The organism is Desulfobulbus rhabdoformis, from assembly GCF_016919065.1.
Taxonomy (GTDB): Bacteria; Desulfobacterota; Desulfobulbia; order Desulfobulbales; family Desulfobulbaceae; genus Desulfobulbus; species Desulfobulbus rhabdoformis.
Genome location: NZ_JAFFQA010000006.1, coordinates 141750 through 167050 on the forward strand (window position 1 = coordinate 141750; position 25301 = coordinate 167050).

At 49.1% G+C, this 25301-nt stretch carries 22 protein-coding genes; 9 read left to right on the forward strand and 13 right to left on the reverse strand.

Annotated elements, in window-relative coordinates; translation table 11 throughout:
- The first annotated feature begins 204 nt into the window (after positions 1-204).
- A complete protein-coding gene (locus tag JWJ90_RS04940) occupies positions 205-825 on the forward strand; it encodes a hypothetical protein (RefSeq protein WP_205226089.1) in 621 nt (206 codons plus the stop codon).
- A gap of 48 nt (positions 826-873) precedes the next feature.
- On the opposite strand, the gene JWJ90_RS04945 is transcribed toward JWJ90_RS04940, so the two are convergent.
- From JWJ90_RS04945 to JWJ90_RS04980, 8 genes are all read right to left on the reverse strand, one after another.
- On the reverse strand, positions 874-1770 hold the full coding sequence (locus tag JWJ90_RS04945) for a protoheme IX farnesyltransferase (protein WP_205226090.1): 897 nt from the start codon (positions 1768-1770) through the stop codon (positions 874-876).
- Between the two features lie 5 nt (positions 1771-1775).
- Positions 1776-2366: a cytochrome c oxidase subunit II gene (coxB, locus tag JWJ90_RS04950; protein ID WP_205226091.1), complete on the reverse strand. Its 591-nt coding sequence runs from the start codon at positions 2364-2366 to the stop codon at positions 1776-1778.
- Positions 2367-2628: 262 nt separating this feature from the next.
- Positions 2629-2913 carry a cytochrome C oxidase subunit IV family protein gene (locus JWJ90_RS04955; RefSeq protein ID WP_205226092.1) on the reverse strand — a complete coding sequence of 95 codons (285 nt, stop codon included), beginning with the start codon at positions 2911-2913 and terminating at the stop codon, positions 2629-2631.
- Between the two features lie 20 nt (positions 2914-2933).
- Positions 2934-3530 (reverse strand): cytochrome c oxidase subunit 3 family protein, encoded by a 597-nt coding sequence (locus JWJ90_RS04960; protein WP_205226093.1) that lies wholly within the window; start codon positions 3528-3530, stop codon positions 2934-2936.
- Positions 3531-3549: 19 nt separating this feature from the next.
- Complete coding sequence (locus JWJ90_RS04965) at positions 3550-5202, reverse strand: cytochrome c oxidase subunit I (RefSeq protein ID WP_205226094.1); 1653 nt, start codon at positions 5200-5202, stop codon at positions 3550-3552.
- An 18-nt stretch (positions 5203-5220) separates the two neighbouring features.
- Positions 5221-6042 carry an SCO family protein gene (locus JWJ90_RS04970; protein ID WP_205226095.1) on the reverse strand — a complete coding sequence of 274 codons (822 nt, stop codon included), beginning with the start codon at positions 6040-6042 and terminating at the stop codon, positions 5221-5223.
- A gap of 14 nt (positions 6043-6056) precedes the next feature.
- Positions 6057-6599 carry a DOMON domain-containing protein gene (locus JWJ90_RS04975; protein ID WP_205226096.1) on the reverse strand — a complete coding sequence of 181 codons (543 nt, stop codon included), beginning with the start codon at positions 6597-6599 and terminating at the stop codon, positions 6057-6059.
- A 58-nt stretch (positions 6600-6657) separates the two neighbouring features.
- Positions 6658-7083, reverse strand: coding sequence for a DUF2231 domain-containing protein (locus JWJ90_RS04980; RefSeq protein WP_205226097.1), 426 nt, complete (start codon positions 7081-7083; stop codon positions 6658-6660).
- A gap of 212 nt (positions 7084-7295) precedes the next feature.
- Between JWJ90_RS04980 and JWJ90_RS04985 the strand changes: the two genes are divergently transcribed.
- The 7 genes from JWJ90_RS04985 to JWJ90_RS05015 all read left to right on the forward strand — a co-directional run bounded on the left by JWJ90_RS04985 (position 7296) and on the right by JWJ90_RS05015 (position 17778).
- Positions 7296-9974, forward strand: a complete 2679-nt coding sequence (locus JWJ90_RS04985; protein WP_205226098.1) for a cache domain-containing protein — start codon at positions 7296-7298, stop codon at positions 9972-9974.
- A 391-nt stretch (positions 9975-10365) separates the two neighbouring features.
- Positions 10366-13032 carry a bifunctional acetate--CoA ligase family protein/GNAT family N-acetyltransferase gene (locus JWJ90_RS04990; RefSeq protein ID WP_205226099.1) on the forward strand — a complete coding sequence of 889 codons (2667 nt, stop codon included), beginning with the start codon at positions 10366-10368 and terminating at the stop codon, positions 13030-13032.
- A 113-nt stretch (positions 13033-13145) separates the two neighbouring features.
- Positions 13146-13340 carry a ferredoxin gene (locus JWJ90_RS04995; RefSeq protein WP_205226100.1) on the forward strand — a complete coding sequence of 65 codons (195 nt, stop codon included), beginning with the start codon at positions 13146-13148 and terminating at the stop codon, positions 13338-13340.
- 290 nt (positions 13341-13630) lie between these two features.
- A complete protein-coding gene (locus JWJ90_RS05000; RefSeq protein WP_205226101.1) occupies positions 13631-13906 on the forward strand; it encodes an Lrp/AsnC family transcriptional regulator in 276 nt (91 codons plus the stop codon).
- 886 nt (positions 13907-14792) lie between these two features.
- Positions 14793-14996, forward strand: a complete 204-nt coding sequence (locus tag JWJ90_RS05005) for a cold-shock protein (protein ID WP_205226102.1) — start codon at positions 14793-14795, stop codon at positions 14994-14996.
- Between the two features lie 178 nt (positions 14997-15174).
- Positions 15175-15846, forward strand: coding sequence for a tRNA (N6-threonylcarbamoyladenosine(37)-N6)-methyltransferase TrmO (gene tsaA / locus JWJ90_RS05010; RefSeq protein ID WP_205226103.1), 672 nt, complete (start codon positions 15175-15177; stop codon positions 15844-15846).
- A gap of 312 nt (positions 15847-16158) precedes the next feature.
- Positions 16159-17778: an ABC-F family ATP-binding cassette domain-containing protein gene (locus JWJ90_RS05015; RefSeq protein ID WP_205226104.1), complete on the forward strand. Its 1620-nt coding sequence runs from the start codon at positions 16159-16161 to the stop codon at positions 17776-17778.
- Between the two features lie 30 nt (positions 17779-17808).
- On the opposite strand, the gene nudC is transcribed toward JWJ90_RS05015, so the two are convergent.
- Entirely contained in the window at positions 17809-18618 is an 810-nt protein-coding gene (nudC, locus tag JWJ90_RS05020; protein WP_205226105.1) for an NAD(+) diphosphatase, read from the reverse strand.
- Between the two features lie 348 nt (positions 18619-18966).
- Here nudC and JWJ90_RS05025 point away from each other — a divergent pair, with 348 nt between their 5' ends.
- Positions 18967-19296 (forward strand): DUF5320 domain-containing protein, encoded by a 330-nt coding sequence (locus JWJ90_RS05025; protein ID WP_205226106.1) that lies wholly within the window; start codon positions 18967-18969, stop codon positions 19294-19296.
- Between the two features lie 478 nt (positions 19297-19774).
- Here JWJ90_RS05025 and JWJ90_RS05030 read toward each other — a convergent pair whose 3' ends face one another.
- The 4 genes from JWJ90_RS05030 to JWJ90_RS05045 all read right to left on the reverse strand — a co-directional run bounded on the left by JWJ90_RS05030 (position 19775) and on the right by JWJ90_RS05045 (position 25038).
- Positions 19775-20497, reverse strand: a complete 723-nt coding sequence (locus tag JWJ90_RS05030; RefSeq protein WP_205226107.1) for a hypothetical protein — start codon at positions 20495-20497, stop codon at positions 19775-19777.
- 3 nt (positions 20498-20500) lie between these two features.
- A complete protein-coding gene (locus tag JWJ90_RS05035; protein WP_205226108.1) occupies positions 20501-20950 on the reverse strand; it encodes a hypothetical protein in 450 nt (149 codons plus the stop codon).
- Between the two features lie 112 nt (positions 20951-21062).
- Positions 21063-23117 carry an ATP-binding cassette domain-containing protein gene (locus tag JWJ90_RS05040; RefSeq protein ID WP_205226109.1) on the reverse strand — a complete coding sequence of 685 codons (2055 nt, stop codon included), beginning with the start codon at positions 23115-23117 and terminating at the stop codon, positions 21063-21065.
- A 19-nt stretch (positions 23118-23136) separates the two neighbouring features.
- A complete protein-coding gene (locus JWJ90_RS05045) occupies positions 23137-25038 on the reverse strand; it encodes a TonB-dependent receptor plug domain-containing protein (RefSeq protein ID WP_205226110.1) in 1902 nt (633 codons plus the stop codon).
- Positions 25039-25301 lie beyond the last annotated feature (263 nt).

Below are 25301 nucleotides of genomic sequence, written 5' to 3' on the forward strand. Positions count from 1 at the left end.
ACTCTCCCTGCCAGAGTTCCGGCATACCGAACTAGAGACAATCACATTCGGACAGAAGTTTTTTTGCTCATCCCCCTATTTTCAAGGGTTCCAGCCTTGTCCTCGCTCTTGCTTTGTGCTATCACATTCTTAGACCTCAACCACAAAGTGGACCTTTATGATATTCGAGCAGGCCTCAGGTAGGCAGGCAATGGAAGAGCATTGATGAACCCTAATCTGGTCAAAATCAATGATATTTTTAACATCTACAATTCGTACATTACCCTTTTAGCTCAGCTGAAAAAAGATTCAGGCAACTTTGGCATTGTCTTTCATGATCCAGTCCAAAAACGAATTATTCAGCTGCTCGATGTGGAATTTGCCAAAAATTTTCGTGAAATCGTCTCGGATTTTTCTCTGGGCATGACCACCGGTTCCATTGTCGGACTGGCTAGAGAACGCACCCCAGCTGATATCTGGCATAGCGATACAATTGAACGAAATTATTCGGATAAAAACAGCCTGCACCAGGGAATCCGCCGTATTGTCGAACAAGAAGACGGTATTCCAGTCTTTGTGAATTCCATCAAAGTCATCGGCAACATCTCCCCTGCCCTGGCCTACTCACTGAAGGGGAACCCGACCGAAATCCAACAGATGTTGCAAAAATACAATCAGGTGCAGAAACATATCCTGGAACAGATCAGCAAAGGACGGCCAGATCTGGCTCACTCGACGCCCCCCACCCCGACAAAATCATACAGTGCCGGAGAAGGCTACAAATCGGAAAACCGCCTTCACTCAATTCGCAGACGCATCGACGCGCTTACCGTTGGCACGGACTAAGTGACGCAGCAGTGAATACACATTTCTTTTCTTTCGCATCACCACTCCTCAGTACAGTTGTAGCGCCATAACCAAAGAGATGGAGAGAAAAAAACTGGCATTAAAGACAGTCAGTCCTCGACCAATCCCCCCGCTTTCCCTCCTTACAATCCAAGCGAATACTCCCAAAAATACCAGCCCTGCACAAAATCCCAACAGTATAATCTTACTGGTAAATTTCAACTGTGGCATTTCTACGATAAAGGCCAGGACCGCAGTGATAAGTGCAGCAATCCAGACAAAGAAAATCCGTGTACAACCCTCTGATGAGAGGTGTTGAATCAACGAGGGATACCCAACTTGTCGGTAGTCCTCTTGATGCCGAAAAAAAATCAGAAAAAAATGGGGGATCTGCCAAAGGAAATAGAGAGCAAACAATAACCAGGAACCAAGACTAAAAAATGATCCTCCAGCAGCCGTCCATCCAATGACCGGTGGAAGGGCCCCGGCTACTGCGCCTGGAAGCAGGGCAAAGGGAGATCTTTGCTTGAGTGGGGTGTAGACCAGGTTGTACGATCCAAGAGCAAGCAGTCCCAATAGAGGCGGAACTATCCCTCCAGTTCCCCACCAGAGCACCCCTATTCCTGGAAGAATGCAAAAAAATCCTAAAAGACGGGCCTCCCATGGTTGCAATGTTCCTGTAACCAGAGGCCGCCGGCATGTTCGCGCATACTGACGATCTGTTTCAATCTCCTGGAGGCTGTTGACAGCAGCGCCTCCACAAGCGAGCCCAAAAACGCCCAGACAACTCCACAACAGCGCCCACTCCAGAACAGGTTTATGGAGTACATATCCAAATCCGGCTGCACAGCCAATCGGCAGGCACAACAGGGTTTTTGTTAGTTGGAAAGTGGCCCCAACTTTGGAGAAAAAAGGCTTCAACACAACCACGGCCTGAGGCGACAAAAGTTTTAATACTCCTCAAGCCAGGCTTCATATTCGGCCTGTGGTACAACTTTCAATTTGCCCAACATTTGAGAATGATCAAGGCCACAGTATTCGGCGCATAAAATGTCGAATTCTCCAGGCCCCTGTGTTTGAAACCAGACATAGGTGGGATAATTTTTGACGGCATCGGCTTTTACTCGAAAAGCAGGCAGGTAAAAACTGTGGATAACATCGATTGATTCGATGTTCAGTTTAATTGGTGTATTCTCCGGAACAACCAACAGGTTTTCCGATTCCTTGTCGTTGTCGTAGACAAAGATCCAGGAAAACATCTGGGCGTACACCTCCACCTCGACGGTTCCAGCAGGAACGGAACGCAACCCTGTATACGATTTCCAGCCAACGACAAACATGGACAGGGCTATGAGCGTGGGAATGATTGTCCAAGCCAATTCCAGCTTCCAGTTATCGCGAATATCAGCAGCCAACGGATGCCGGCTACGGCGGTACCGAATCACAAAATAGATCATGACAACGGTAATCAGGGTAAGCAGAACAGCGGAAACAACGAGAATGTACCAAAATGCCTGATCTACACCAACAACTGGATTCATGCGAATATCCCTTGATTATTGTCATCGTCATGCTTCAGGGTGTCTTGAATAAATAGATTTTTCAATCAAGATCAAGGATTGCGAAAAATTTTACCGCAGGCATATACAAGATATTCCGGGGATAAAATTTTTCGCGTGACGCCGAGATTGGTAGAAAAAGCAATTATTCATGATGCCCTTCAGGTAATAACTTCTCATACTATACTTTACACGCAGTGCATTGTTCCTTTTACATTTGTCATCAGATGACCTTCTCCCGTCATTATCTGTATGCCACATCCCAAAAGGTAAAGCTGATCATGATAGCCAGAAAGCAGATGGTGCAGAGAAAGGAAATCTTGATTGCCCTGCCTTCAAATTTCAGATGCATGAAATAGAGCAGGACAAAAGATACCTTGGTACTGGCAATGGCCAAGGCGATGGGAACGTTTAAAATCCCCATATGGACATAGCTGACACCGATGGTCAGCCCTGTGAGAACCAGAAGAGCGGCAAGCACCAAAGCCAGGGTTTTATATGAGAGTATATGTTGCTCGTTTTCTTTCATTATCCCCTCCTCCCCTTGGTTTAGAGCACTAAATAAAACAAGGGAAAAACAAAAATCCAGATAAGATCCACCAGGTGCCAGTACAGGCCCGAGTTTTCAAGAAACGCATAGCGTTGTCCTGTAACCGAATTTTGCCAGATCAGAACAAAACTGATTGCAAGCAGAGTCATTCCAATAATGACATGCAGTCCGTGTAACCCGGTTATGACGTAATAGAGACCAAAAAATATATTGCGCCCTGGTGGGCCATTGATAAGCTCCGGAGCATTGGGATAAATGCCATGGGCGAATTTATGGCCCCATTCAAAATATTTATTGATCAGAAACAGAAGCCCGCAGCCAAAAGAGATGGCCAGCAAAGCAAGGCTCAAGCGTTTGCATTCCTGGCGAATCGCTGTTATTGAGGCCGCCACCGTGAAACTTGAGATCAAAAGAATGCAGGTGTTGAGCGAACCGATAATCCGGTTGAGTTCCTTGCCGCCCTCGGCAAATTCTTTGGGGTAATCGTGAAAATACACTGCATAAAGAACAAAAAGGCCTCCAAAAAGGATGATCTCGGTGTAAAGAAACAGCCACATCCCGATGCGAATACCAGTTTGATCGTCCTGGTGTTTCATAGTGTTTTCCAGTCTACAGTCAATCAGGTTTACCTTGTTCCACCTTGGCCTCGGTTTCGATTTGAGCGATCACATCAGAAAAATCATACGGATAGTCTTTTATAACCGGCTCGGTGACAAAGTTATGCAAAGGAGGAGGCGAAGGAACGGTCCATTCCAGGGTACAGCCTCCCCAAGGGTTGGCAGATGCCGTTTTCCGCTGCCGAAAGCTCAACATCAGGTTGGCCAGCATGAGCATCACTCCGAAAAAGAGTAAAACCCCGCCCACAGCAGCCAGCATGTTTCCCTGAGCATATTGGGGAAGATAGTCGTAATACCGTCTCGGCATCCCCTGAAGCCCAAGAATGAACATGGGCACGTAATGAAACATAAAACCGACGGTGGTCAGTGTAGTTGCGATATACGCCACGCGAAAGTTGTAGAGGATACCAAACATCTTTGGCCACCAGTAATGGAGGGCAGCAAAAAAAGCAAAACCGGTACCTCCAAACATGGTGAAGTGAAAATGGGCAACCACAAAATGGGTATCATGTACATGAATATCCGGGCCGGCAGCTCCAAGAACCAAACCGGTGAGGCCACCGACGGAAAAGAGATAGATAAAAACAAGCGACAACAGCAAAGGGGGAGTCATCTCGATTGAAGCCTTATACAGCGTCGATACCCAGGAAAACACCTTAACCGCGGTGGGGATGGCCACCAGAAAGGTCAGCAGAGAAAACACAAAGACAGCCGTGTCACTCATACCGCTGGTGTACATGTGGTGTGCCCAGACCAGAGAACCGGCAATGGCGATTCCCATGGAAGAAACAACTATCGCCTTATAGCCAAAGATAGCCTTACGGGAAAAGGTGGGGATAACCTCGGAGATAACGCCCATGCCCGGCAGGATCATGACATAGACGGCAGGATGGGAATACATCCAGAACAGGTGCTGATAGAGGATGGGATCGCCCCCCTTGGCGGGATCGAAAAGGCCCACCTGAAAGACCCGCTCAACAATCACCAACAGCAGGGTGATGGAAATAACCGGGGTGGCGAGGAGCTGCACCCAGGCTGTTGCATAGAGAGACCAGGTAAAGAGCGGTATCTGCATCCACCCCATCTTCGGGTCCCGTTTACGATGCACGGTGGTGATAAAATTCAGCCCTGTGAGCATAGATGACATGCCGAGGATAAAGGCGGCAAAAACAGTCATGGGGACATTATGTTTTGTCCCCACACTGAAGGGAACATAGAAGGTCCAACCTGTGTCGGGAAAGCCGCCGCTACTGAAAAGCGAAACAATGGCCAGCATGCCTCCAAGCATGTACAGATACCAGGAGAGCAGGTTCAAGCGTGGAAAAAAGACATCGTCGGTTCCCAGCTGAATAGGAAGAAAAAAGTTACCAAAGATTGCAGGGATCGCCGGAATGATGAACAGAAAAATCATGATCACCCCATGGAGGGTGAAGGCAGAGTTGTAGACTCTGGCCGACATGATCGTTGGCCCCATGGTCGCAAGTTCTATGCGAAGAAGAAAACCTACACAGAGGGCGATCACAAACCAGAACAGGATAGCCCAGAGATACATGAGCCCCAGTCGTTTATGATCATGAGTCAGAAGCCAGGCCTTGATACCTTTCAGACCGGGCGGTGCGGGAGTCTCATAAAATGAAGGTGGATTGGCCATAGCGTACAAGAAAGAAATTTAAGAAGATTTTTTTTTGCGCAAGAGGCGAAACAACCAGATGCCACCACCAACAAGCACGACACCGGAAGCAACCTTGAGAATCTTGAAGACAAGAGCGTTTTGCCGCGGGTTTGCCGGAAAACAAAAGGCCAGGAGACGTCGAATCGATGTCGAAGGACGGCCTTCGGCAGCTTCTTTCAAGGCAAGCTCAACATCGCCGGGTATAAAAGCACCATAGACATATTTAATGATCTGCCCATCTTTTGCAACGGCCACGAGAGCTGATGGATGAAGAAACACTCCATCAGACTGGCGGGCGAACCTATAGCCGATAGCATCGGTCACCCGACGGATATTGCCCTTGTCTCCCGTAAGAAAGGTCCAGTTCTCCTCAGGAAAGTCATCCTGAAACAAATGCGTGTAATTGGGTTTAGCTTGCCGCGCTATCTCTGGGGTTTCCTCTTCATCAAAGCTCAAGCTCAACACATGAAAACCGTGCACACCTTTTTTGCTTAGGCGACGTATCGTGTCGGCCAGGTTCGCCTGGTCAAAGGAGCAGATAGAGGGGCAGGTGTAATAGACGGGCAGCAACAGGGTTGGTCGATCAATGAGTTGACCAAGACGAACCCGCCTTCCCTCTTCATCGTAAAAAAAAGAATCCAGGGGAAGATACGCGCCGGTTTTCTCCTCAACCCAGTCTCGGGGCGCTTGCAGCTGGTCAATTCCTGAAACAGCCGCCTGTTGCCCGTGGAAAGGGGAATCTTCTTCCCCTCCCGCGGGTAGGGTCCAGATAAAGCCCAGCAACAAGACGAGCAGTATCGGTATTGGTCTGTTGAACACGGACAAACGACCCCTTATTTCATAGTACCTGTACTCAGGTTGATGGTCACAATCTTATCATACACGTGTTTCATCCGCATCGAATCGCGATCCGGTCCGTAAGCCAACATGACCTTGGTCTCTGCCGCAGGGTCGATCATCCCGTCTTTCGCATCACCGCTCTTCAATGGGATGGTAAATTCAAGAGTGGTGGTTTTACCAACCTCGCTCCCCCCGACAACCGTCACATTGGAACTGCCCCCCCTTCGCTCATCGGGCGCATGTGAGGTTACTCCAGTACCAAAATCATCGGAAATCTTGACCTTACCATCCTTTACATAACCGATGATAATGTTGGCATCTTTCATCATATCTGACGGATTAAAGCCAACTCCAACCCAACCCGTCGTTGGAGCAGCAACCTTGACGGCCAAGGTGTCGCTATTCACGCTCCAATCCAAGCTCATAGTATCGATAGTCAGCGAATGCTGGTAAGTTCCGGCATAAAGGGAGCCGGCTAACAACAAAGAACACGAAAGCAGACCAAACGTAGAAACGACTCCACGACGAAAAGACATACACATCTCCTTTAGATAGAGAGAATGAAAAAATGAGCCGATGCGCTTCAAAGAGGCATCAGCCACCATACACCAGTTGACCACCGGAAAATCCGAGCCCGACGGCAGAGACGAGGCAAAGGCAATAGACAATGAAAAGTTTTTTCGCACCGGTATTTTTTCTGTGCAATATCACTGAGTACACAAGCAATCCGGTGAGCACGAAGGCTAAAACCATCTTCACTACTATGTAGGGAAGATAGCGTCCGGCATAGAGATGTTGCCAGTCGAGAAGACCGGCAAGAATTGTGGGGATGATAAAAATTAAAGCAAGGACCGCGCAATGAAAGCTTGTTTTCAGAAAAATATCTTTTTTACCGTAATAGGCAAAAAGGCTGAAAAAGAAACACCCCATGACCATTCCCATGGGAATATGGGTGAGCGCAGGGTGCAAGGGATGATGAAAACCGACATTACCCAGGAAGGCATACAATGATTCAATCATACAGATCCTCCTTTGAACTGGTTTCTTGATAAAATATACGAATAATTCCTTTTACTTCATAAAGCCAGCATTACCAAAAAAAAAGAGAGCGAAAAGGGTGGCCGGTGAAAAATATTTTAAAAATTCTTATTCGGGCTTTATTCCCCCACCCAACCCCCCTACAATGAAACATCTGTTTAGGAAACATCTGTTCCACCTTAAATTGGGTATTCATGAAACTGCAAACAAAAATAGCCATATCTTTGGGCCCCTTTGTCCTTTTGGTACTCGCTGCTATTTTTGCGTTCAATTACACTTTGATTCATCGTATTCTCAGCGAGACAGCCCTTCAGGAAATCCGTAAAACTGAAAAATCGATGTATCGTGCGGTACAGGTTCAACTGAGCACAGCTATCAACAATTACCTCCGAGGAATAACCGAACATAACCTGGAATATATTCATGCCCGCTATCAGGAATATCTCTCAGGAAAATTAACGGAAGAGCAGGCGAAAAACGCGGTTGCTCAACACTTCAGTGAGCAAAAAGTTGGTTCCAGTGGATACCCGGTGGCAGTTCTGCGCAAAGAAGGGCGGCTCTATCTTAGGCTGCATCCGTATCAGCAGGGCTTGGACTGCACCCATACCCAAGGATGCGGCCAGTGGGATACTGTCAAGAACGGCTACCTGGAGTACTCCTGGAAAAACCCCGAAGACGACAGCGAGAGAAAAAAGGCCGCCTTTGTCCGGGAGTTTAAACCCTGGCACTGGATTATTGGCTCCTCTTCCTACCGCGACGAGTTTGTTGACCTGGTCAACATTCAGGATCTCACCCATCTTTTAGCCCCTATGCGGATCAACCGGACAGGTTACTTTGCTCTCTTTGATCAAAAGGGTAAATTACTGCTGCATCCACAACTTTACAAATTCCGCAACAGCGAGACCTTCCAGGACCAGGTCAGTGTCATCTTTAACCGACTCAAGGAAAGCAAAAACGGCTACCTTACCTACGAATGGAAGAATCCTTCTGACTTAAAGCCACGCTCCAAGTATGCATTCATCGAACGGTTGGAAGATTTTAACTGGTACCTTGTTGCCACGGGATACCATGAAGAAATTAACGAACCCTTTCAACCCGTTCGTAATATCACCTTGATGATGATTGCAGGCGCCGGTCTGCTCCTCTTTTTTCTCTTTTTCCGTTTAAGTCGTCAACTCACCTCCCCGCTGATTGAACTTGAGCAGGGGATCAAGGACTTTGACGAAGAAAAGATCAGGTTTCGGTGGCAAAAGCATAACATCAATGAGATAAACGTATTAGGAAATGCTTTTGCCCGCTTGACTACCCAGCTTATTCAAATGATTGATAAGCTGAAGACAAGTAACAGGCAACTGGCACACTCTGAAGAGGAAAACCGCAACAGCCGCACCCTTGTTGAAAGCACTATTGATTCCATGCCTTCAATTATCATTGGGGTTGACGCACAACTCCACATTACCCTGTGGAATAAGACGGCTGAAGACTTGACCGGATTACCGCGCAATCAGGTTGAGATGCGTCCGCTTGCCGAAGCCTACCCGGAGATGGAAAAATATCTGAGCGACCTTGCCCAGAGCCTTGCCATCAATAAACCCTGTGTCATACCTACTAGCTTCGTCTCCGCAGATGGGACAACCCGTTTTAACGAGCTGACGATCTATCCTCTCCTGAGTCATGGAATGAAGGGAGCTGTTTTACGAATCGATGACATCTCAGAACGAGTTGAGATGGAGAAACGGCTCAGACAGAGTCAAAAGATGGATGCTATTGGTCATTTGGCAGGTGGGATGGCCCACGATTTCAACAATATGCTTGGAGGAATTCTTGGTGCCGCCGACACGTTGCAGCTCCGGCTTGGTGAGCAAGAACAACCGCTTATCCAAAATATTCGCGTCGCTGCGCAGCGTTCCGGTGAATTGATTCGTAACCTTCTGGCCTTTGCGCGTAAAGAGCATATTGCCCTGGCCCCTGTGAGCCTTGGCCAGATGATACGCGAGACTGTCGAAATCCTCAGGCGGACCCTGGATAAACGAATTATTATCAGCTATGACCTCACCTCCTCCCCCACCGAGGTTCTTGGTGACGGCGGCCAACTGCAAAGTGCCCTGATGAATTTAGGCATCAATGCCGGGCAGGCCATGTCGGCTGGGGGCTCCATCACCTATCGCACGAGCATACGTACACTTGATCCCCTCTACTGTGAGCTCAGCCCTTTTTCTTTGCTACCTGGCCAGTATGTAAAGGTTGAGATTGAAGACACGGGAACCGGAATAAAAGAGGAGCATTTAAAACGTATCTTTGAACCATTTTTTACCACCAAAAACGAAGAACAGGGGACGGGACTGGGACTTGCTGCAGTCTACGGCACTATGCAGCAACATAGTGGAGAGATTTTGGTGGACAGCACCTGGGGAAAAGGCACAACCTTTACGCTGCTTTTCCCCCTGCATGAGGTTCAGGAGCCAGAGGACGCCCCCGCCGACGACCAGCTATTTTCAGGAGCTGGCGATATTCTTGTCATCGACGATGAACCTGTTATCCGTCTTGCCGTACGTTTTATGCTTGAGGAACTCGGGTATACTGTTCACGAGGCGGAAAATGGGAAAAAAGGAGTCGAGTATTACCATGAGCATACACAGGAAATCGACCTCATTTTACTGGATATGGTGATGCCTGTTATGGATGGGAACGAATGCTTCCGGCTCTTAAAAGAAATAAAGCCGCAAGCTAAAATCGTGATCGCCTCAGGGTATACCCGCGAGGCTGATTTCGGCAGCCTGACCCAAAAGGGACTCGCTGGTTTTATCCGTAAACCCTATACGTTGGAACAGCTTATCGCCCTCCTCAAAGAACTTTTAAAACCGATGAGCTAAAAAGGGATAACAAATCCGTTTTTCTTCGTTTTATTTGTTTTTCCCACCTCTCTAGTCATGGTAATATACTTGTCAAATCTGCTCGGAAAGAGTAGGTGATGGCAGCCTCGGGCTTTTTGGGCAATTGCTGGGGGCACCATGTACAATCACGCAGGGACATCGACAGATGTCAGTTCCCTCCTTCTTGTTGTTTTCCAACCATCTTCACAAGCTCCTTGCATACAAGGACCGTCACACAGAAAACAGCGGAAGCAGAGGGGAGCGTATTGTACACATGCTGTAGGGTGTCTTGAATAATTAGATTTTTCAATCAAGGTCAATATTCAAGATTCCCTGTATTCAAACGGGGGAAAAGATCAGTCACTAACCCAAACAGGGGATACCACACTTCATGGAACAATTCTTTAACCCGGAAAGTATCGCCGTTATCGGTGCCAATGATAAACCCAACGCCATTGGCTCCGCTCTCATGGATAACCTGATCCAGGGAGGATTTCCCGGGACAATCATCCCGGTCAATCCAAATCATGAAACGGTGCGTGATTTAAAATCCTACGGATCTGTCGTTCATATCAACCCACCGCCTGAGATGGCTATTATTGCCACCCCCATTGCCACCGCTCCTGACATTGTACGTCAATGTGTCATCGCCGGGGTTAAAGGCGTGATCATCATTGCCGCCGGTGGCAAGGAGTTGGGGGAAGAAGGGGCGCTGATTGAAGAACAGATAGAGGGGGCGGCCGAAGGCTCAGGCATGCGCATTATCGGTCCCAACTGCATGGGAGCGATGCATCCAGCCACCTTTGTTAACGCGACCTTTGCCGGTGGCATGCCCGCCACAGGGAACCTGGCGGTCATCTCGCAAAGTGGTGCTATCTGTGCGGCTATCCTTGATCGCGCAGCCGCAGGCCACCTGGGTTTCAGTCACTTTGTTTCGATCGGCTCCATGCTTGATGTCGATTTTGGCGATCTGATTGACTACCTTGGCAACGATGGCTCAGTCCGCGCGATCCTGCTCTATATGGAAAACCTGACCAACCCCCGTAAATTCATCTCAGCGGCGCGTTCGGTCTCTCGCATCAAACCCATTATTGTCCTGAAGTCTGGCCGCAGCGAGGCTGGAGCCAAGGCTGCCTCCACCCATATAGGGGCCATGGCTGGTGAAGATGCGGTCTACGATGCCGCCTTTAAGCGGGCAGGAATTGTTCGTGTCCCCTCCCTGGCCAGACTCTTTGACTGTGCAGAGCTGATGGCCAAGCAGCCCCGCCCCGCAGGAACACGACTGGCTATCCTCACCAACGGTGGTGGCCCAGGGGTGATGGCAACCGATACGCTGTCCGAATACGGCCTTGATCCGGCTCCTATTCCCGATGAAATCTGCGCCCAGCTCAATGACCTGCTGCCTCCGTACTGGAGTCGTTCCAACCCTATCGATATTCTTGGTAACGCCACTGTAGACCGGTATGCCAAGGCCCTTGATATCTGCCTCTCCACGCGGGAATTCGATGGTTTGCTCGTCATTATGGTGCCTCAGGATCTTACCCCCCCTGAAGAGGTGGCCAAAACCCTGACACAGATAGCCAAGCGGAAACGTATTCCAATCTTTGCCTGCTGGATGGGCGGTAAACGCATGGTGGAAGCCATCAAAATCTTAGATGAGGCGGACATCCCCACCTATGAGACCCCCGAACGTGCGGTACGTGCCTTTATGTACATGTGGGAGTACAGCCGCAATCATGAACTCCTCTCCCAGGTACCACCGAAACTCTCCAATGAACTCTACTTTAACCGAGACCAGGTCTTTCGGACCATCTATGAATCTTTCGAACAGGAAGTCGACCTGCTCAATGAATTAAAAAGCAAAAAAGTGCTGGAAGCCTACGGCATTCCGACCTGTCCCTCTGTGCTTGCGACCACAGTTGAAGAGGCGGTGGAGAAGGCCAATGCAATTGAAGGCCCGCTGGTGATGAAGCTGCTCTCCCCTGATATTGCCCATAAATCAGACGCCAACGGCATCCACCTGGATTTGCGGAACGACGATGATATCCACAGGGCTTTCACTGCTATTATGGAGGGCGCCAAGCAGTTTAATCCTGAGGCGCGAATCGATGGGGTAAGTCTGCAGCCCTTTATTGCTGGAGCTGATTTTGAACTTTTCATGGGAGCGAAACAGGACGACAACTTTGGCCCGGTGCTGTGCTTCGGTTCCGGTGGCGTTTTAGCGGAATTGGTCGATGATAAAACCCTTGGCCTGCCCCCCTTGAACAGGTTGCTTGCCCGTCGCATGATAGAAGAAACCCAGATCATGCCTCTCTTGCAAGGATTTCGCAACAGCACTCCGGTCGAACTGGAAAAAATCGAAGAACTGTTGATGCAGCTCTCCCAGCTGATTATTGACTTTCCTGAAATTGTTGAGATGGACGTCAACCCCATCCTGATCAAAGATGGTAAGCCCTATGCAGTTGATGCGCGAATCATGCTGCAGCGGGTTGAGAACTCCAATGCGCCCCACCTGGTGATAAGCGCCTATCCCCAGCATTTAGAGCGGCATGATCTCACCGACATGCAGTGGCCGCTCTTTATCCGGCCTATTAAACCCGAAGATGCCCCTCTCTTCGAGGAACTGTTTGACACTTTAACACCAACCAGCATCTACTACAGATTTTTCTCTGTGGTAAAATCCCTGTCACCTGAAATTTTGGCTCGCTTTACCCAGATAGATTACGATCGAGAAATTTCTTTTGTTGGCCTCGATGAAAATATGGGAAAAGAGCGCATGCTGGGGGTAGCCAATATATTAGGTGAACCGGATGGAAGACGTGGGGAATTTTCCGTGCTTATCGGTGACCCTTGGCATGGAAAAGGCATTGGTGCCAAATTGCTGCTTCAATGCCTGCGCATCGCCCAAGAGCGTGGAATGGAAATCGTCTGGGGGACGGTGTTAGCGGAAAACAAGTACATGGTAGAACTCGGGAAAAAGCTTGGCTTTACTGTGAAACAGGGAGATGACCCATCCGAGTATAAATTGACCATTGACCTGAACACTGCAAAGTTGTAAACGGTCGGCAAGATACCAAGGGAGACGGCCTGGACCCCTTGCGTGTCATGAGTATATCAACGCTGGCCGCACCATACGGCAGCACCTCTTTTTTTCTCAGTTTGAGGTTGAGTATGTCGCAAGAAGTAAGAATCGATCAAAAAGAATGCATGGGCTGCGAGGCCTGCGTGGAAATATGCCCTGAAATCTTCGGATTTGACATCGATGAGGGAAAAGCCTATGTCATTGAGTCAGAGGAAGAGTTTGATGAGGACTGCATAGAGGAGGCAATTGGATCTTGTCCGGCTGAATGCATCGGCTACGAGTAAATTGAGATTTTGAATATTTGCTTTTTCTGTTCATCCAGAGGAGTCTGGCCCTTACCTGGCCTTGATTGAAACATTTCATCATTCAAGACACACAAGTGCTCACGGAAGAGACAATCCTGAACCTGGAGCCCAGGAGCGGAATGGCCAAATACGTTTGGTCAGGGGCAACAGACAATGCCTTGCTGGCGCTGCAGGCTCAGGATACTCATTGCCTTGAAATCCAAAAGCATTCGTGTAGAACAGTTCCGCTCTGATCTGACACTGAGTAAAATAAAAGGGAGGAATATTCCATGGTCACATCGATTATCCTTATCAACGCAGAACGCAAGGCAATCAATACGATCGCTGAAAAACTGCAAAAGACCCCGGGGATTTCCGAAGTCTATTCGGTAAGCGGGAGCTATGATCTGGTTGCCCTGGCACGCGTCAAGACCAACGATGACCTCTCCGCTCTGGTGACCCAAAAACTGGTCGAAATCGAAGGTATTCATAAAACAGAGACAATGCTCGCCTTTCAGGCATTCTCCCGGCATGATCTTGAATCCATGTTTGCGGTAGGGATGTGAGCGATCATAGGGAGCAAGCCCCGAATAGGTCGATATCAACGAGTCGCTGAGCGGATACTGGCGAGGGAAGGTGTGTAAGGCATTGATCTGTACAGCCTTCCCCTCTGAGGAAGCGCTCGCATCAGCGCCTTGACCGAGAGCCGCGACGCGGAAAAGTTTGTGGAGTTTTATGCCTGAATTTCGCTGATTTCCTGGAAGACCTGGCCGGATTAAGGAAAAAAAGTGCGATTACATAACCAGATACAACGCAAAAAAATGATAAAATCAGTTGTAACTTTCAATGAAATAGTTTATTCAGCATCAACTTGAAACGAAAGAGTCTTTTTTTTGGGGTACCAATACAAACTCCACGAGACTCGCTCATTGCTTTGGTAGTCTTTTAGTCCGCATGATTTTTACTTGTTGTTCACTTGCTTTACGTACTCTCCACTCGTCTCGATCTCAGTACCACCTCTGCAGTTCGGTTCTCTCATTCTCTTAATATATAGACATTGAAAGTGTTCACCAACGTGACAGTACTCTGGCCATAATTGATATGGATCAAAGTACACGTATCCGGTGATTGCAGATGAACAAACTCACGCCCTCTTCTATATAACCGGGCTTACAGTTTACTGAGAAAATCGGGTTGCAAAGAAAAAGCAAACAACACGACGTAAAAGACTTCAGGGGAAATTTGTTATCCCGACATACAAAAAAGAATAAATATGTCTGGTTAAAAAAAATTGTCCTTGCTCATGCACAGTTCAAAATGCCTTTGAAGCTTGCAGGCAATGACAAAAAACTACTGAATGATCTCAGTGAATATTCAGTGGCGTACAAATGGCCCATCAGGGCCAAATCACAATAGTGCGCAGAGCGCACACGTAATGAGGAGTAGTAAAAAATGGCTGAAGGAACTGTAAAATGGTTTAACGATTCCAAAGGATTTGGTTTTATCGCTCAGGATGGCGGCAATGATGTGTTCGTTCATCATTCTGCAATCCAGTCTGATGGCTTCAGATCCCTCGAGGAAGGCGAGCGCGTCACCTTCGACATCGTCGATGGCGCCAAAGGCCCGGCCGCCTCTCGTGTTATGAAAATGCGCTGAGATCGGATAGTTCAAGAGCCCTCGCCTCCTGCGGGGGCTCTTTTTTCATTCCCAAAGAACAAACGCCCCACCCATTCTCTCCCCTCCTCTCTTTTTCCAATTTTACAAAGCTCACAGGCGTAGGCAAATCACTTCGATGAATTCCTTGCAAGATGGCCAAAGCGGAACATGTGGACCGATGCAGATTATTGCTCATATCCAGACTGATTTCTCGAGCAAATTTGGAATTCCCCGACAGAGTGGCCTGGTCGAAGAGTTGGTGGGAAAAATTATATTTACTCCCCCTTACCGTAATAAGGATGCTGTCCGAGGACTGGAGGGATTTTCTCATATCTGGCTGCTCTGGCATTTTTCACAGGCACACAGTCAGGGTTGGTCCCCCACGGTTCGTCCCCCACGTCTTGGTGGAGATACCCGCATGGGCGTGTTCGCAACGCGCTCCCCCTTCCGGCCCAACAATATAGGCCTTTCTTCCCTTACGCTGGACTCTGTTGAATTGCATACAGGACAAGGCCCCATTCTTTGGGTCCGTGGAGTCGATATGCTCAATAACACCCCAATCTTAGATATAAAGCCCTACCTTGCCTATACCGATAGTCACCCAGAGGCCAATCAGGGGTTCACACAACACCAGGACAGCACGGACCTTGAGGTTATTTTTCTTCCGGAACACCGAGAACTGCTCTCCTCATCAGAACAACGAGCCCTTACCGGCGTGCTCAGTCAGGACCCCAGACCCCGGTATCAAAACGATCCGAACCGCACCTATGGGTTTTCCTTTGGCCGCTGGAATATCACGTTTCAGGTTTGTACAAATAGGCTAAGAGTTCTTTCTCTCGATTTGACGTAAGTTCGCCGCCCCTCTTCGTTTTCTGCCTTCTGGCCGCGAATACTACCTTAACCATGGGCATGGTTGCTTATACCCGCCATGAGAGCTATCGCTTACAGAAAAATAGGCGCTGTTCATGGGGCATGAGGAGCAAAATAGTTTTAGGAAAATGAGTTAAAAAAACGACAAAACCATATTTTCCGCTTCATTTCTCCTCCATTTCAGAGTAGGTTCCCCACTCTTTTTCAATTTCAGGGTTTGTCTCTCTACTTTTTCTCCAATGCGCATTTTTGTTGAGTCAGTGCGCCCAGCAACTTACAGGAAGTTCACTTCATGCTCCAAGCGACCAATATTGCGCTTTCCTACGGCAAGCGCGTTATCTTTAAAGACGTCAATATCAAATTTACCCATGGCAACTGCTATGGCCTGATTGGGGCCAACGGTGCGGGGAAATCGACCTTTTTAAAAATCCTTGCCGGACAGAAAGACGCAGATAAAGGTGACGTTTCCATCGATCCCAAAGAGCGGATAGCCGTTCTCCAGCAGGACCAATTCGCCTATGATGAGGAGACCGTGCTCAACACGGTTATCCGTGGGCACCAAAAATTGTACGATATTAAAATCGAGCGTGAAGCCCTCTATGCAAAGACCGAGTTGAGCGAAGAAGAAGGTATGCGCTGTGGAGATCTTGAGATCGAATTCGGCGAGATGAACGGCTACGAGGCCGAGTCGGACGCCTATGTTCTCTTAAGTGGTCTTGGCATCTCCGAAGAGATGGGCGAGATGAAAATGAAAGAGCTCGATGGCGGTGACAAGGTGCGTGTTCTTCTGGCCCAGGCGCTCTTTGGCAACCCGGATATTCTCCTGCTCGACGAGCCTACCAACAACCTTGATGTTCAGTCCATTGCCTGGCTGCAGGAATTTTTAATCCGTTTTCCCAATACCGTGATCATTGTCTCCCATGATCGCCACTTCCTCAATCAGGTCTGTACCCATATGGCGGATATCGATTATGGCCAGATCAAGGTGTATGTCGGCAACTACGATTTCTGGTATCAGGCCAGTCAGCTCGCCCTTCAACAGCGGCAACAGGAAAACAAAAAAGCAGCAGCCAAGGTCGCTGAACTCAAGGAATTTATTCAGCGTTTTTCTTCCAATGCCTCCAAGGCAAAGCAGGCAACCTCGCGCAAAAAATTGCTTGATAAGATTACCGTGGATGACATGCCGGTTTCTTCCCGCAAGTATCCCTGGATCGCCTTTAAACCAGAGCGTGCCTGCGGCAATGTTATCCTGGAGGTCGATGGGCTCAGCAAAAAAATTGAAGGGGTGGATGTGCTCAAAGATCTAACCTTTTCAGTGAACAAGGGAGAAAAAATAGGCTTTGTCGGCACCTACGGTTTGGCTAAAACCACACTGTTTCAGATTCTTGCGGGAGAATTAGAGCCGGACAGCGGCTCTTTTCGTTGGGGGCAAACCATCACCACATCGTATTTCCCCAAGGAGAACAGTCAGTTTTTTAAAGACAACCTGCGCCTGCTCGACTGGTTTGGCGAGTTTATTCCACCAACGGAGAGTGAAAGTTACTCCCGCGGGTTCCTGGGCAGGATGCTGTTTTCTGGTGACGAAGTCGAAAAAAAGACCGGTGTCCTTTCCGGTGGAGAGAAGGTGCGCTGCCTCCTTGCCCGCATGATGCTCAGCGGGGCTAACGCATTGATTCTTGATGAGCCGACCAACCACCTGGATTTAGAGTCCATTACCTCATTGAACAACGGTTTGATCGCCTTCCCAGAGGTTATTCTTTTCTCTTCCCACGATCACGAGTGCGTTGCCACTGTTGCCAATCGCATCATTGAGCTGGGTCCTCAGGGAGTCATCGATAAGATGATTTGCTACGACGATTATTTAGAAGATGCGGCCATTGCAGAGCAACGGGAAGCGATTTACGCTAAGTAATCTCTGATGCAACCAACATACGCAGGCGCCCTATTCGGGGGCGTCTGCATTTGCCTCCCCCTCCCTCCCTTTTCTTTTTTGCGCAAGCACCGCATCTATCAACTGGCGTGAGAGTGTCATCGGATCTGGAAGTTGCGGCAGATGGAAGATGGAATACCAATCCGCTGCCTCAATCTCGTTGGGATCAAGCCGCAAACTCCCGCCTGCATAGTCAGCGGTAAAGGCAACCATGAGTGAATTGGGAAAGGGCCAGGGCTGGCTGCGAAAATAGCGCAAGTTTTGGATTTTTATCCCTACTTCCTCATGTACCTCCCGATGTACGCATTGTTCCAAAGTTTCCCCAGGTTCAACAAATCCGGAAAGTGCACTGAACATCCCTGGCTTAAAGTGAAAACCACGGGCAAGCAGTATTTGATCGCCCCGAGAAATAAGCACCATAATAGCAGGTGATATCCGCGGATAAAAATGCAGGGAGCAGGTTGGACATTCCATGGCAAAAAGATCTCTTCCGCGCATGGTGGGCCTACCACATTTCCCGCAAAACCTATGCGTTGCCAGCCAGTCAAGCAGTTGCACCGCTCGACCAGCAAGCACATACGCCTCATTTCCCCCCAAAGTATGAAGAGCACGCAACGGTACCAGCTCATGGGGAATGTGCGGCAGGGTGTCCAGCTCCGCTGTCATACAGTTTCTCCCCTGCCACTCCCCAACCGGAAGCAGGTTTTCAACGGCACCAAAGTGTTCTGCCCGGCCAAAAGGAAAGAGCGCTTGTAAAGTGGTCGTACCGGTGGTCAATATGTGTTTGCGATAACGCAAAATCCAGTATGCTTCGTCGTTCATTTCGTTATTCTACTCTTTTTCTTCTTTCCCCTGAGTGTTCCTACATCCCAAAGTACCACTCCCTCTGCGTAAACCAAGGGGAAATTGCAACTTTGCCGGAACAGTGCACTACAGTCGCAAAACAACACCATTCGTCCGCCGCACAGGGTCCTAATGACGCTACTTTACATGCGTCTCTTTAGGGAATCCGTCAATGACCACCTGAGAAAACTCTGCGATTATAGCCGGTTAGAGGTCTTCAGTTTTCTGGCATCAAAGATGCTTAGGCAAAGCTAAGTTTAATTGGACAGTCTTTAAAAGACCTTCATGGTTCACATCATGCATTCAAGGAAGACAAGGAGGTGCTCTATGCCACGAGGAGACGGGACGGGTCCTATGGGTATGGGATCAATGACTGGTTGGGGAAGTGGATTCTGCACGGGAGGCACCGGCGCAGGGTTTGGCGGAAGAATGGGCTTTGGGCAAGGGCAGTTTGGGGGACGTCGCCGTGGGGCAGGCCGCGGCTTTGGTCGTGGTTTCTCCCAAAGTGGATACGCGCAGGGAGCCATGGGAACAGCGCCCCCCTTCTCTGTTGAAAATCAGGAACAAATATTGAAAAATCAGGCTAATGCCTTAGAGACGCAACTGCAACAGGTACAAAGCAAGTTAGCTGCAATGGCTCAAACGAAAGGCGACTAATTCAAGAGAACAGGCGTAAATGCGCCACCAAAATGACTCCGGCAACTCTCACTGCATCGCCTGAGGGGGATACGATGGCATGCAGAAGCGAGGTGTTGGAGTTAGGAGAGTGGGTTTGGTTTAGCCGAGCCCACTCTTTTTAATGCTGAAAAAAGGATTCTGCATCACCATCTTAAATTGCCCTGGCCTCTGTCGTTTCGACCGGCAGGGAGGATTCCCAGAAAAAGAAAAGAATCCTCTTTTAATTTCGAAAAGACAACATTCCAAAGAGTGTTTAATCCCGAGGCCAGGGCAAAATTGATGGTCACATAAAAAGGAAGGTACAGAGTTCGAAACGTCGTTCTCAAGAACCTTACGAGAACAACATCGTTGACTCGTCTTCGAATATGTTTGCCCTCTCTTAGACCCGATGCATTTTAAATGAGAGATAGAATAATTCTATCGTAAATACGCAGTCACCCTCAATTCCTTTTACAGGTTAATGGGTAACTTTGTTTTTCCCCCCCACTGCCCGCCAGGTATTATGTCCTGTTGATTCAACGGGGACCACTGCACGGCCTGCCCATAAACGTGGCCGCAGCCAATTCTGGGTATCCACCACATCCTCTTTTCCAGTGGCCAGGGCATTTCGATCAATGGAAAGCACATGCATCCCCTCGGCTTCCAACTCTGCCACAGTAACAGGGTTGGCGATCGTTCGCAGTTTGCCGAACTCGATAAAGCGTCCACACCAACCAGAGATGGTCAAACCGACGCCGGCGGTTGCACCGATAATCCCGTCGTTAGTCCCTCCATGGCCTGAAAGATGAAAACCGTTGACTGCCTGCATAGCCTCTTTCTGACTGACAATGCGTGAAGAGGCACTGCGACCAAACTCAAGGAGCTGTTCGGTTTTCTGGCCGTCCATAGGGACGACACAGAGTCCTGGGTCGCTCCCGTGAATAAAATGCTCCTGAATATGAGCACTACCCAGCTCTATTAACTCCTCGACCTGTGAGGGTTCGACAGCATCGAGAATCAAACACGCAGAAGAGTTTTGCGATGTATAGGGGATTCCCTCAAGCACCGGCAACTGCTGTCGTATAACGCCAAAAAGTTCTATGCCTGCAGGAATTTTGTCTACAAACCAGCGAGCAAATTTCCCGGTGCCGCGATCGGCTCCGACAACATCGGTATCATCAAACCCCACATACACTCTCATTGTTTAGTCCTCAATATGAAAACGCAATTGATTGCCATCTGGTGCGCAAACACCGTAGGCTTCTATTTTTTTTAGAACGGAGGGGATCGCCACCCCGCCAGCAGCACCAAAGACGATATTGCCGATGGACTTGATCAGTCCATGCTGTATCAATACCTCAAGGTTCATTCCCATGAGCATTTCAATGCCAAAGCCAATAGCAAACTGGGTGATACCAGCCATTACGCCTGCCAGCATGCAGAAGACAATTGAGCGAAACATCCCTGGGTAAATCATGGCCATCAGATCTACTGTCACCCCGGGCAGGACAAATTTCAGCACGAGAAGCGGCCCTCCATGCCCCATACCCAAGGTCAGTGCCAAAAGTCCACTGAGAAAGCCACAGAGTGTGGCAGCCCAGCGAAAGGATACGCAGCCCCGGGCAACCAATAGAAAAAACACGGAAAAGAGCATGGAATGTCCTGGGATTTTTAAATGTAATCGCAGGGCAGCGCGTGCACATACAATAAATACAGCGCAAAATCCGATAAATATGGAATCACGCAGGCTACATTTCATTGTTTATTTATTCTCCAGGCCAATACGTTCGATGGGGTAAACAGCCAAAATCCCGGTTACGGGCGGCCAAAGCGATTTCATCTGCCAGAGCCAAGGTGCGAATCAAGGTGGGCACCAGCAAGCAGTGGAGCCAGTCTGCCCAGGCGCGGGGATGACGTAGATCCCGCAGAAACAGTCGGGCGCCGCGTAAAATTTGAATTTCCCTAATTTCCCGCATCTCTGCAAGAAGCATGGGGAGAAAGCGTAAACAGACGGAAAAAACAAAAGCCAGGCGCGGGGAGAGAAAACGGCCGATAACCCTGGCTGTCTCTCTGGGGTTACTGATTTTCATAAATATGATCCCTGGCCAAAATCCAAGGAAGAGCTGCCAGGCCATGAGCAAGCCGGGGTTTATTCCCTGAGTGCCTCCGAAACGCAACATATAGAGGGCAACCACCAAACCACTTTGCCACAAAAAAAAACTCATACTCTTCTGCAGTAGTCGCAGGGGCTTGGGTGCAACCAGAGCAATCAACAAACCGTTGATCGAACTCAGCAAGGCCAGGATAAATGCGCCTTTTGCCATAAAGGCCAAACAGGAGAGAACAGTACAGCAAACAAGCAGCTTTCCTGAAGACATTGCTGCCTTGTTGTCCTCAATCCCGTACCAGGCCCACTTGTTGTTTCCTTTTTTTGTGGTGTTCTCTCCACTTAGCTGCGGTTGCTCTACTTGCCCAAGGAGGCAGACCCGATCAGCCCAGGCCGTAGATGTCGCAGGATCATGGCTGGTCCAGACCACTGTAAGTTTTCGCTCCCTGCACTCACGTTGGATCAAATGGATAACCCGCTTGGCACTGGCTTTGTCCAGACCGGCAAAGGGATCATCTAACAGTAGGACCTGAGGCTTTCCCGCAAGGACCGAAGCCAATCCAACCAGATGCTTTTGGCCATAGCTTAAAAAATGCGGTGAGGTGGCGTGCAACTGATCAATGCCCAGATGCTTGAGCAAATGATGCACCCGTTTGTCCAAATCATCGCCTTCTAATCCACAGCGTTTTCCCCCAAAAGCCACCTCCTCAAAAACCGTGGTTTCAAAAAGTTGCTTTTTAGGGTCCTGGAGCAAATATGCCAAGCGCCCCTGCACGGTACACAAAGTAGGAGAGGCCCCTAGAAATAAAATCTTTCCGTGTTCTGGTTCGGCAAGTCCTGCCAGGCACCGCATCAACGTTGTTTTGCCAGCCCCATTCTCTCCCAGAATGGCCATCCCCTGTCCTTGGCAGAGATCAAAGTCAAAGGTCAACTGGCGGGAAGGGCTGGCGAACAGTCGAACATTTTGCAGGGAAAAGACTACATCGTCAGCATAACATTTGTCGTGCCTGTTGATTGCAGTGATCGTATTCTCTTTCTGGGCAGTGGTCGCATTGTCACCACCTCTTATTTTTTTTTCACCGCCGGTGTGCAGGCGTCCGTTCTTATCCATCTCCCAGAGCACATTAACAACCGGACGAACAATAGGGCCCAGATGCTCTGAGACAAGTATCGCTTTACCCTGAGACTTCCACTCATCTATGAGCTGCAGCACTTGTTGCCGCCCCGAAGGATCAAGTTGGGCTATGGGTTCATCCAGCAAGATGACATCCGGTTCACAGACCATCTGCCCGGCAATGCAACTTCGGTATTGCTGTCCCATGGAGAGGCGATCTACAGGAAAAGACAGAGGACGATCCACACCGAGCGTAGCCAGGGCATCTTCTACGGCAGCCTTCATCTTTTCAGGTACAAGGCATCGGTTTTCAAGGCCAAAAGCGACATCGGCTCCCAGGGTTGCATAAAGCAACTGAGTGGCAGGACGCTGCATCACCAGCCCCACACTTCCATTAAGCGTTCGCTGTCCCCTCCTGGTTCCCTGTGGCAGCAGGCCGCGAAGGGCAAGCAGTAAGGTCGACTTACCACAACCTGTCGGCCCTTCTAAAAGAGTGCAGGTTCCCGGAGCAATAGCCAGAGAAATATCCCGGAGGACGAAGTCATCCGCACCGGGATAGGCATAACTAAAGTTGTTCAAAAAAATAAGTGGCTCTGCCATGGGAAGAACAGTTCACCTCTTAGAATTTGTAGACCAGCCCGGCGTAAAGCAGACGACCGGGTTGCGGCAGGCCGTAGCTCTCTTCATAATTTTCGTCAAAGAGATTGTCGACGCCTCCATAGATTTCAAGAGGGGTGGTTGGTATTTTCTGGCTGAGTTTCAGATTAACAAGGGTAAAGTCACCCAGTTCTTTTTTCTGGGTCTCTGTTTTTTTGTCGTAGAGATATTGATTTGCTACATAAATAACTTCACCGGAAACACGTAGGCCAACGTCAAATGTGTACTGACCATCCAAGGTCGCCTTCCACTCAGGGCGGTATTGCAGATCATCCCGGGTGCTGCCGCTTGATCGATCTTCAGTTTGCATCCAAGTCAAGCCACAACGAAGACGAAGATTGTCAAGGGGCTCCATGCTTAGGGTAGACTCAATGCCATAAAACCTAAGATCCTGGTAATTTCTATATATAGAAGTAGTATCCTTTTCGATGTAGTCGGTGGCATCGATGAGAAAGCCGGTCAAATCAAGCTTCGTCGTCGCACTTAATTGCTGTTCGGCACCGATTTCATAGTGGGTGGTGATCTCCGTATCAAGGTCTTCGTTGCCAGCACCCACTGTGTAGAGTTGCTTAAGCGAAGGAAAACGGATTTTTCGGGCATGATTGGCCTTGATCCTCGTTGAATCGGTGAGATCATAATAGGTGCCGATCATGTACGTAAAATCATTGTCATCTTTTTCATTCCTATCTTGAAAATGATGACCATATCCAAGAACAAGATGCCATCTCTCACTCAGCGCACGTTGATACTCAAGGGCAACCGAATAGGTGGAGAGGTCCTCATCACTGTCGATGGGATCTGTCACACCAATCTCAAACCCATCAGCTTCCCAGGATTCCTGCTCACCGGTCAGGCCCAAAGTCAGCCGGGAATCATCTGCAAAGGTGTAACCAGCCTGGGCATGGGCACCGGCGAGCTCAACCTCAGAGTCCTGATGATACGAACCTTTTTTGGTTTGGCTGTCATAGGTTGGGCCGTCATACCCGTTTTCTTCGGTGTCAGTCTGGCTGAAATACACCCAGGCCCGATAATCCCATGGCCCGGCCCCCTGATGAGCAAAAGCGGCCTGTACCATGGTCGAACTCATGTCATCGATGCGCTCATACTTTGCTTTTTTATTGGCAAAGTCATCGATGCCCGCATTGGTGATGGGAGGTTTGCCGTTTTCTCCAGTAACGCGACTCAAAGTCAAACCAAGCGTATTTTCATCAGTCAGGGCATAACTCATATTGCCAAAGAAACTGACCCGGTCGCGATCGGAGTTAAGCCGTTCGTCGTCCCCCTGGTCACCTGCTGCAGTAAAATTATCACTTAAAGGAAAATAGTTGCGGGTCTGCATGCCGACATTGCCGTAAAAACTCAGTTTGTCGTTGCCTCCGAAAAGACCGCTATTTAGCTCATAGAGATCGCCGCTGCCAATCTTGCCGTCTATGCGGCCATGCACACCATCTCCTCCAGCCTTGGTGATAATATCGATAACCGCTCCATTGCCACCCGACCCGTAGAGAACAGAACTCCCCCCAGAGAGTACCTTGATCTCTGAGATAATTTCCGCAGGAATGACCGTGGGGTCGAACTGACCATCATTGGTGTTGCGAATGGGGATGCCATTTAAAAAGAGGTGAACATGGCGAGTACGAAACCCGCGGACATCAATACGTGGCGTTCCTTCGGCGCCTTCGCGGACGTTAAGGCCCGGTACCAGTTCCAGGGCTTGATCCAGTGTTGAGGCCCCACTCGCCTCAATATCGGCTTGGGTAACCCGATAGACCGTTCCAGCCTGTTCGCTCGTAGCTATTTTCTCGGCATTGACAACAACTTCACCCAGAGTATAGGCCCCCTGCTCTACTACAGCAAATCCCATTTTGTCCCCTGGACCGCCAATGTGAATGGTGCTGAAGAGACTTTTGGGTTTTTCTGTGGAGTTTAAGGCATATTTTCAGCGCCTTCTCAGCCCGCTGGCTGCAAGGACCATGTTTTTTCGTCATGTAGGGCCTTTTTTAGACGCACTTATCCTCTTCCCTTTTCAGATAAAACCGAAGGGGCTGCTCTTTGACAGTTCTGCTGAATGACTTGAACGCTAACCGCCGAGCCAGTCTCTCTCCATCACAATATATCCGCCTGGGC

Bases quoted from the DNA above. Each gene is read 5' to 3' on its own strand.
- JWJ90_RS04940 (WP_205226089.1), top strand. From the start codon at position 205: ATGAACCCTAATCTGGTCAAAATCAATGATATTTTTAACATCTACAAT.
- coxB (WP_205226091.1), bottom strand. From the start codon at position 2,366: ATGAATCCAGTTGTTGGTGTAGATCAGGCATTTTGGTACATTCTCGTT.
- JWJ90_RS04955 (WP_205226092.1), bottom strand. From the start codon at position 2,913: ATGAAAGAAAACGAGCAACATATACTCTCATATAAAACCCTGGCTTTG.
- JWJ90_RS04960 (WP_205226093.1), bottom strand. From the start codon at position 3,530: ATGAAACACCAGGACGATCAAACTGGTATTCGCATCGGGATGTGGCTG.
- JWJ90_RS04965 (WP_205226094.1), bottom strand. From the start codon at position 5,202: ATGGCCAATCCACCTTCATTTTATGAGACTCCCGCACCGCCCGGTCTG.
- JWJ90_RS04975 (WP_205226096.1), bottom strand. From the start codon at position 6,599: ATGTCTTTTCGTCGTGGAGTCGTTTCTACGTTTGGTCTGCTTTCGTGT.
- JWJ90_RS04980 (WP_205226097.1), bottom strand. From the start codon at position 7,083: ATGATTGAATCATTGTATGCCTTCCTGGGTAATGTCGGTTTTCATCAT.
- JWJ90_RS04985 (WP_205226098.1), top strand. From the start codon at position 7,296: ATGAAACTGCAAACAAAAATAGCCATATCTTTGGGCCCCTTTGTCCTT.
- JWJ90_RS04990 (WP_205226099.1), top strand. From the start codon at position 10,366: ATGGAACAATTCTTTAACCCGGAAAGTATCGCCGTTATCGGTGCCAAT.
- JWJ90_RS04995 (WP_205226100.1), top strand. From the start codon at position 13,146: ATGTCGCAAGAAGTAAGAATCGATCAAAAAGAATGCATGGGCTGCGAG.
- JWJ90_RS05000 (WP_205226101.1), top strand. From the start codon at position 13,631: ATGGTCACATCGATTATCCTTATCAACGCAGAACGCAAGGCAATCAAT.
- JWJ90_RS05005 (WP_205226102.1), top strand. From the start codon at position 14,793: ATGGCTGAAGGAACTGTAAAATGGTTTAACGATTCCAAAGGATTTGGT.
- tsaA (WP_205226103.1), top strand. From the start codon at position 15,175: ATGCAGATTATTGCTCATATCCAGACTGATTTCTCGAGCAAATTTGGA.
- JWJ90_RS05015 (WP_205226104.1), top strand. From the start codon at position 16,159: ATGCTCCAAGCGACCAATATTGCGCTTTCCTACGGCAAGCGCGTTATC.
- nudC (WP_205226105.1), bottom strand. From the start codon at position 18,618: ATGAACGACGAAGCATACTGGATTTTGCGTTATCGCAAACACATATTG.
- JWJ90_RS05025 (WP_205226106.1), top strand. From the start codon at position 18,967: ATGCCACGAGGAGACGGGACGGGTCCTATGGGTATGGGATCAATGACT.
- JWJ90_RS05030 (WP_205226107.1), bottom strand. From the start codon at position 20,497: ATGAGAGTGTATGTGGGGTTTGATGATACCGATGTTGTCGGAGCCGAT.
- JWJ90_RS05035 (WP_205226108.1), bottom strand. From the start codon at position 20,950: ATGCTCTTTTCCGTGTTTTTTCTATTGGTTGCCCGGGGCTGCGTATCC.
- JWJ90_RS05040 (WP_205226109.1), bottom strand. From the start codon at position 23,117: ATGGCAGAGCCACTTATTTTTTTGAACAACTTTAGTTATGCCTATCCC.
- JWJ90_RS05045 (WP_205226110.1), bottom strand. From the start codon at position 25,038: ATGGGATTTGCTGTAGTAGAGCAGGGGGCCTATACTCTGGGTGAAGTT.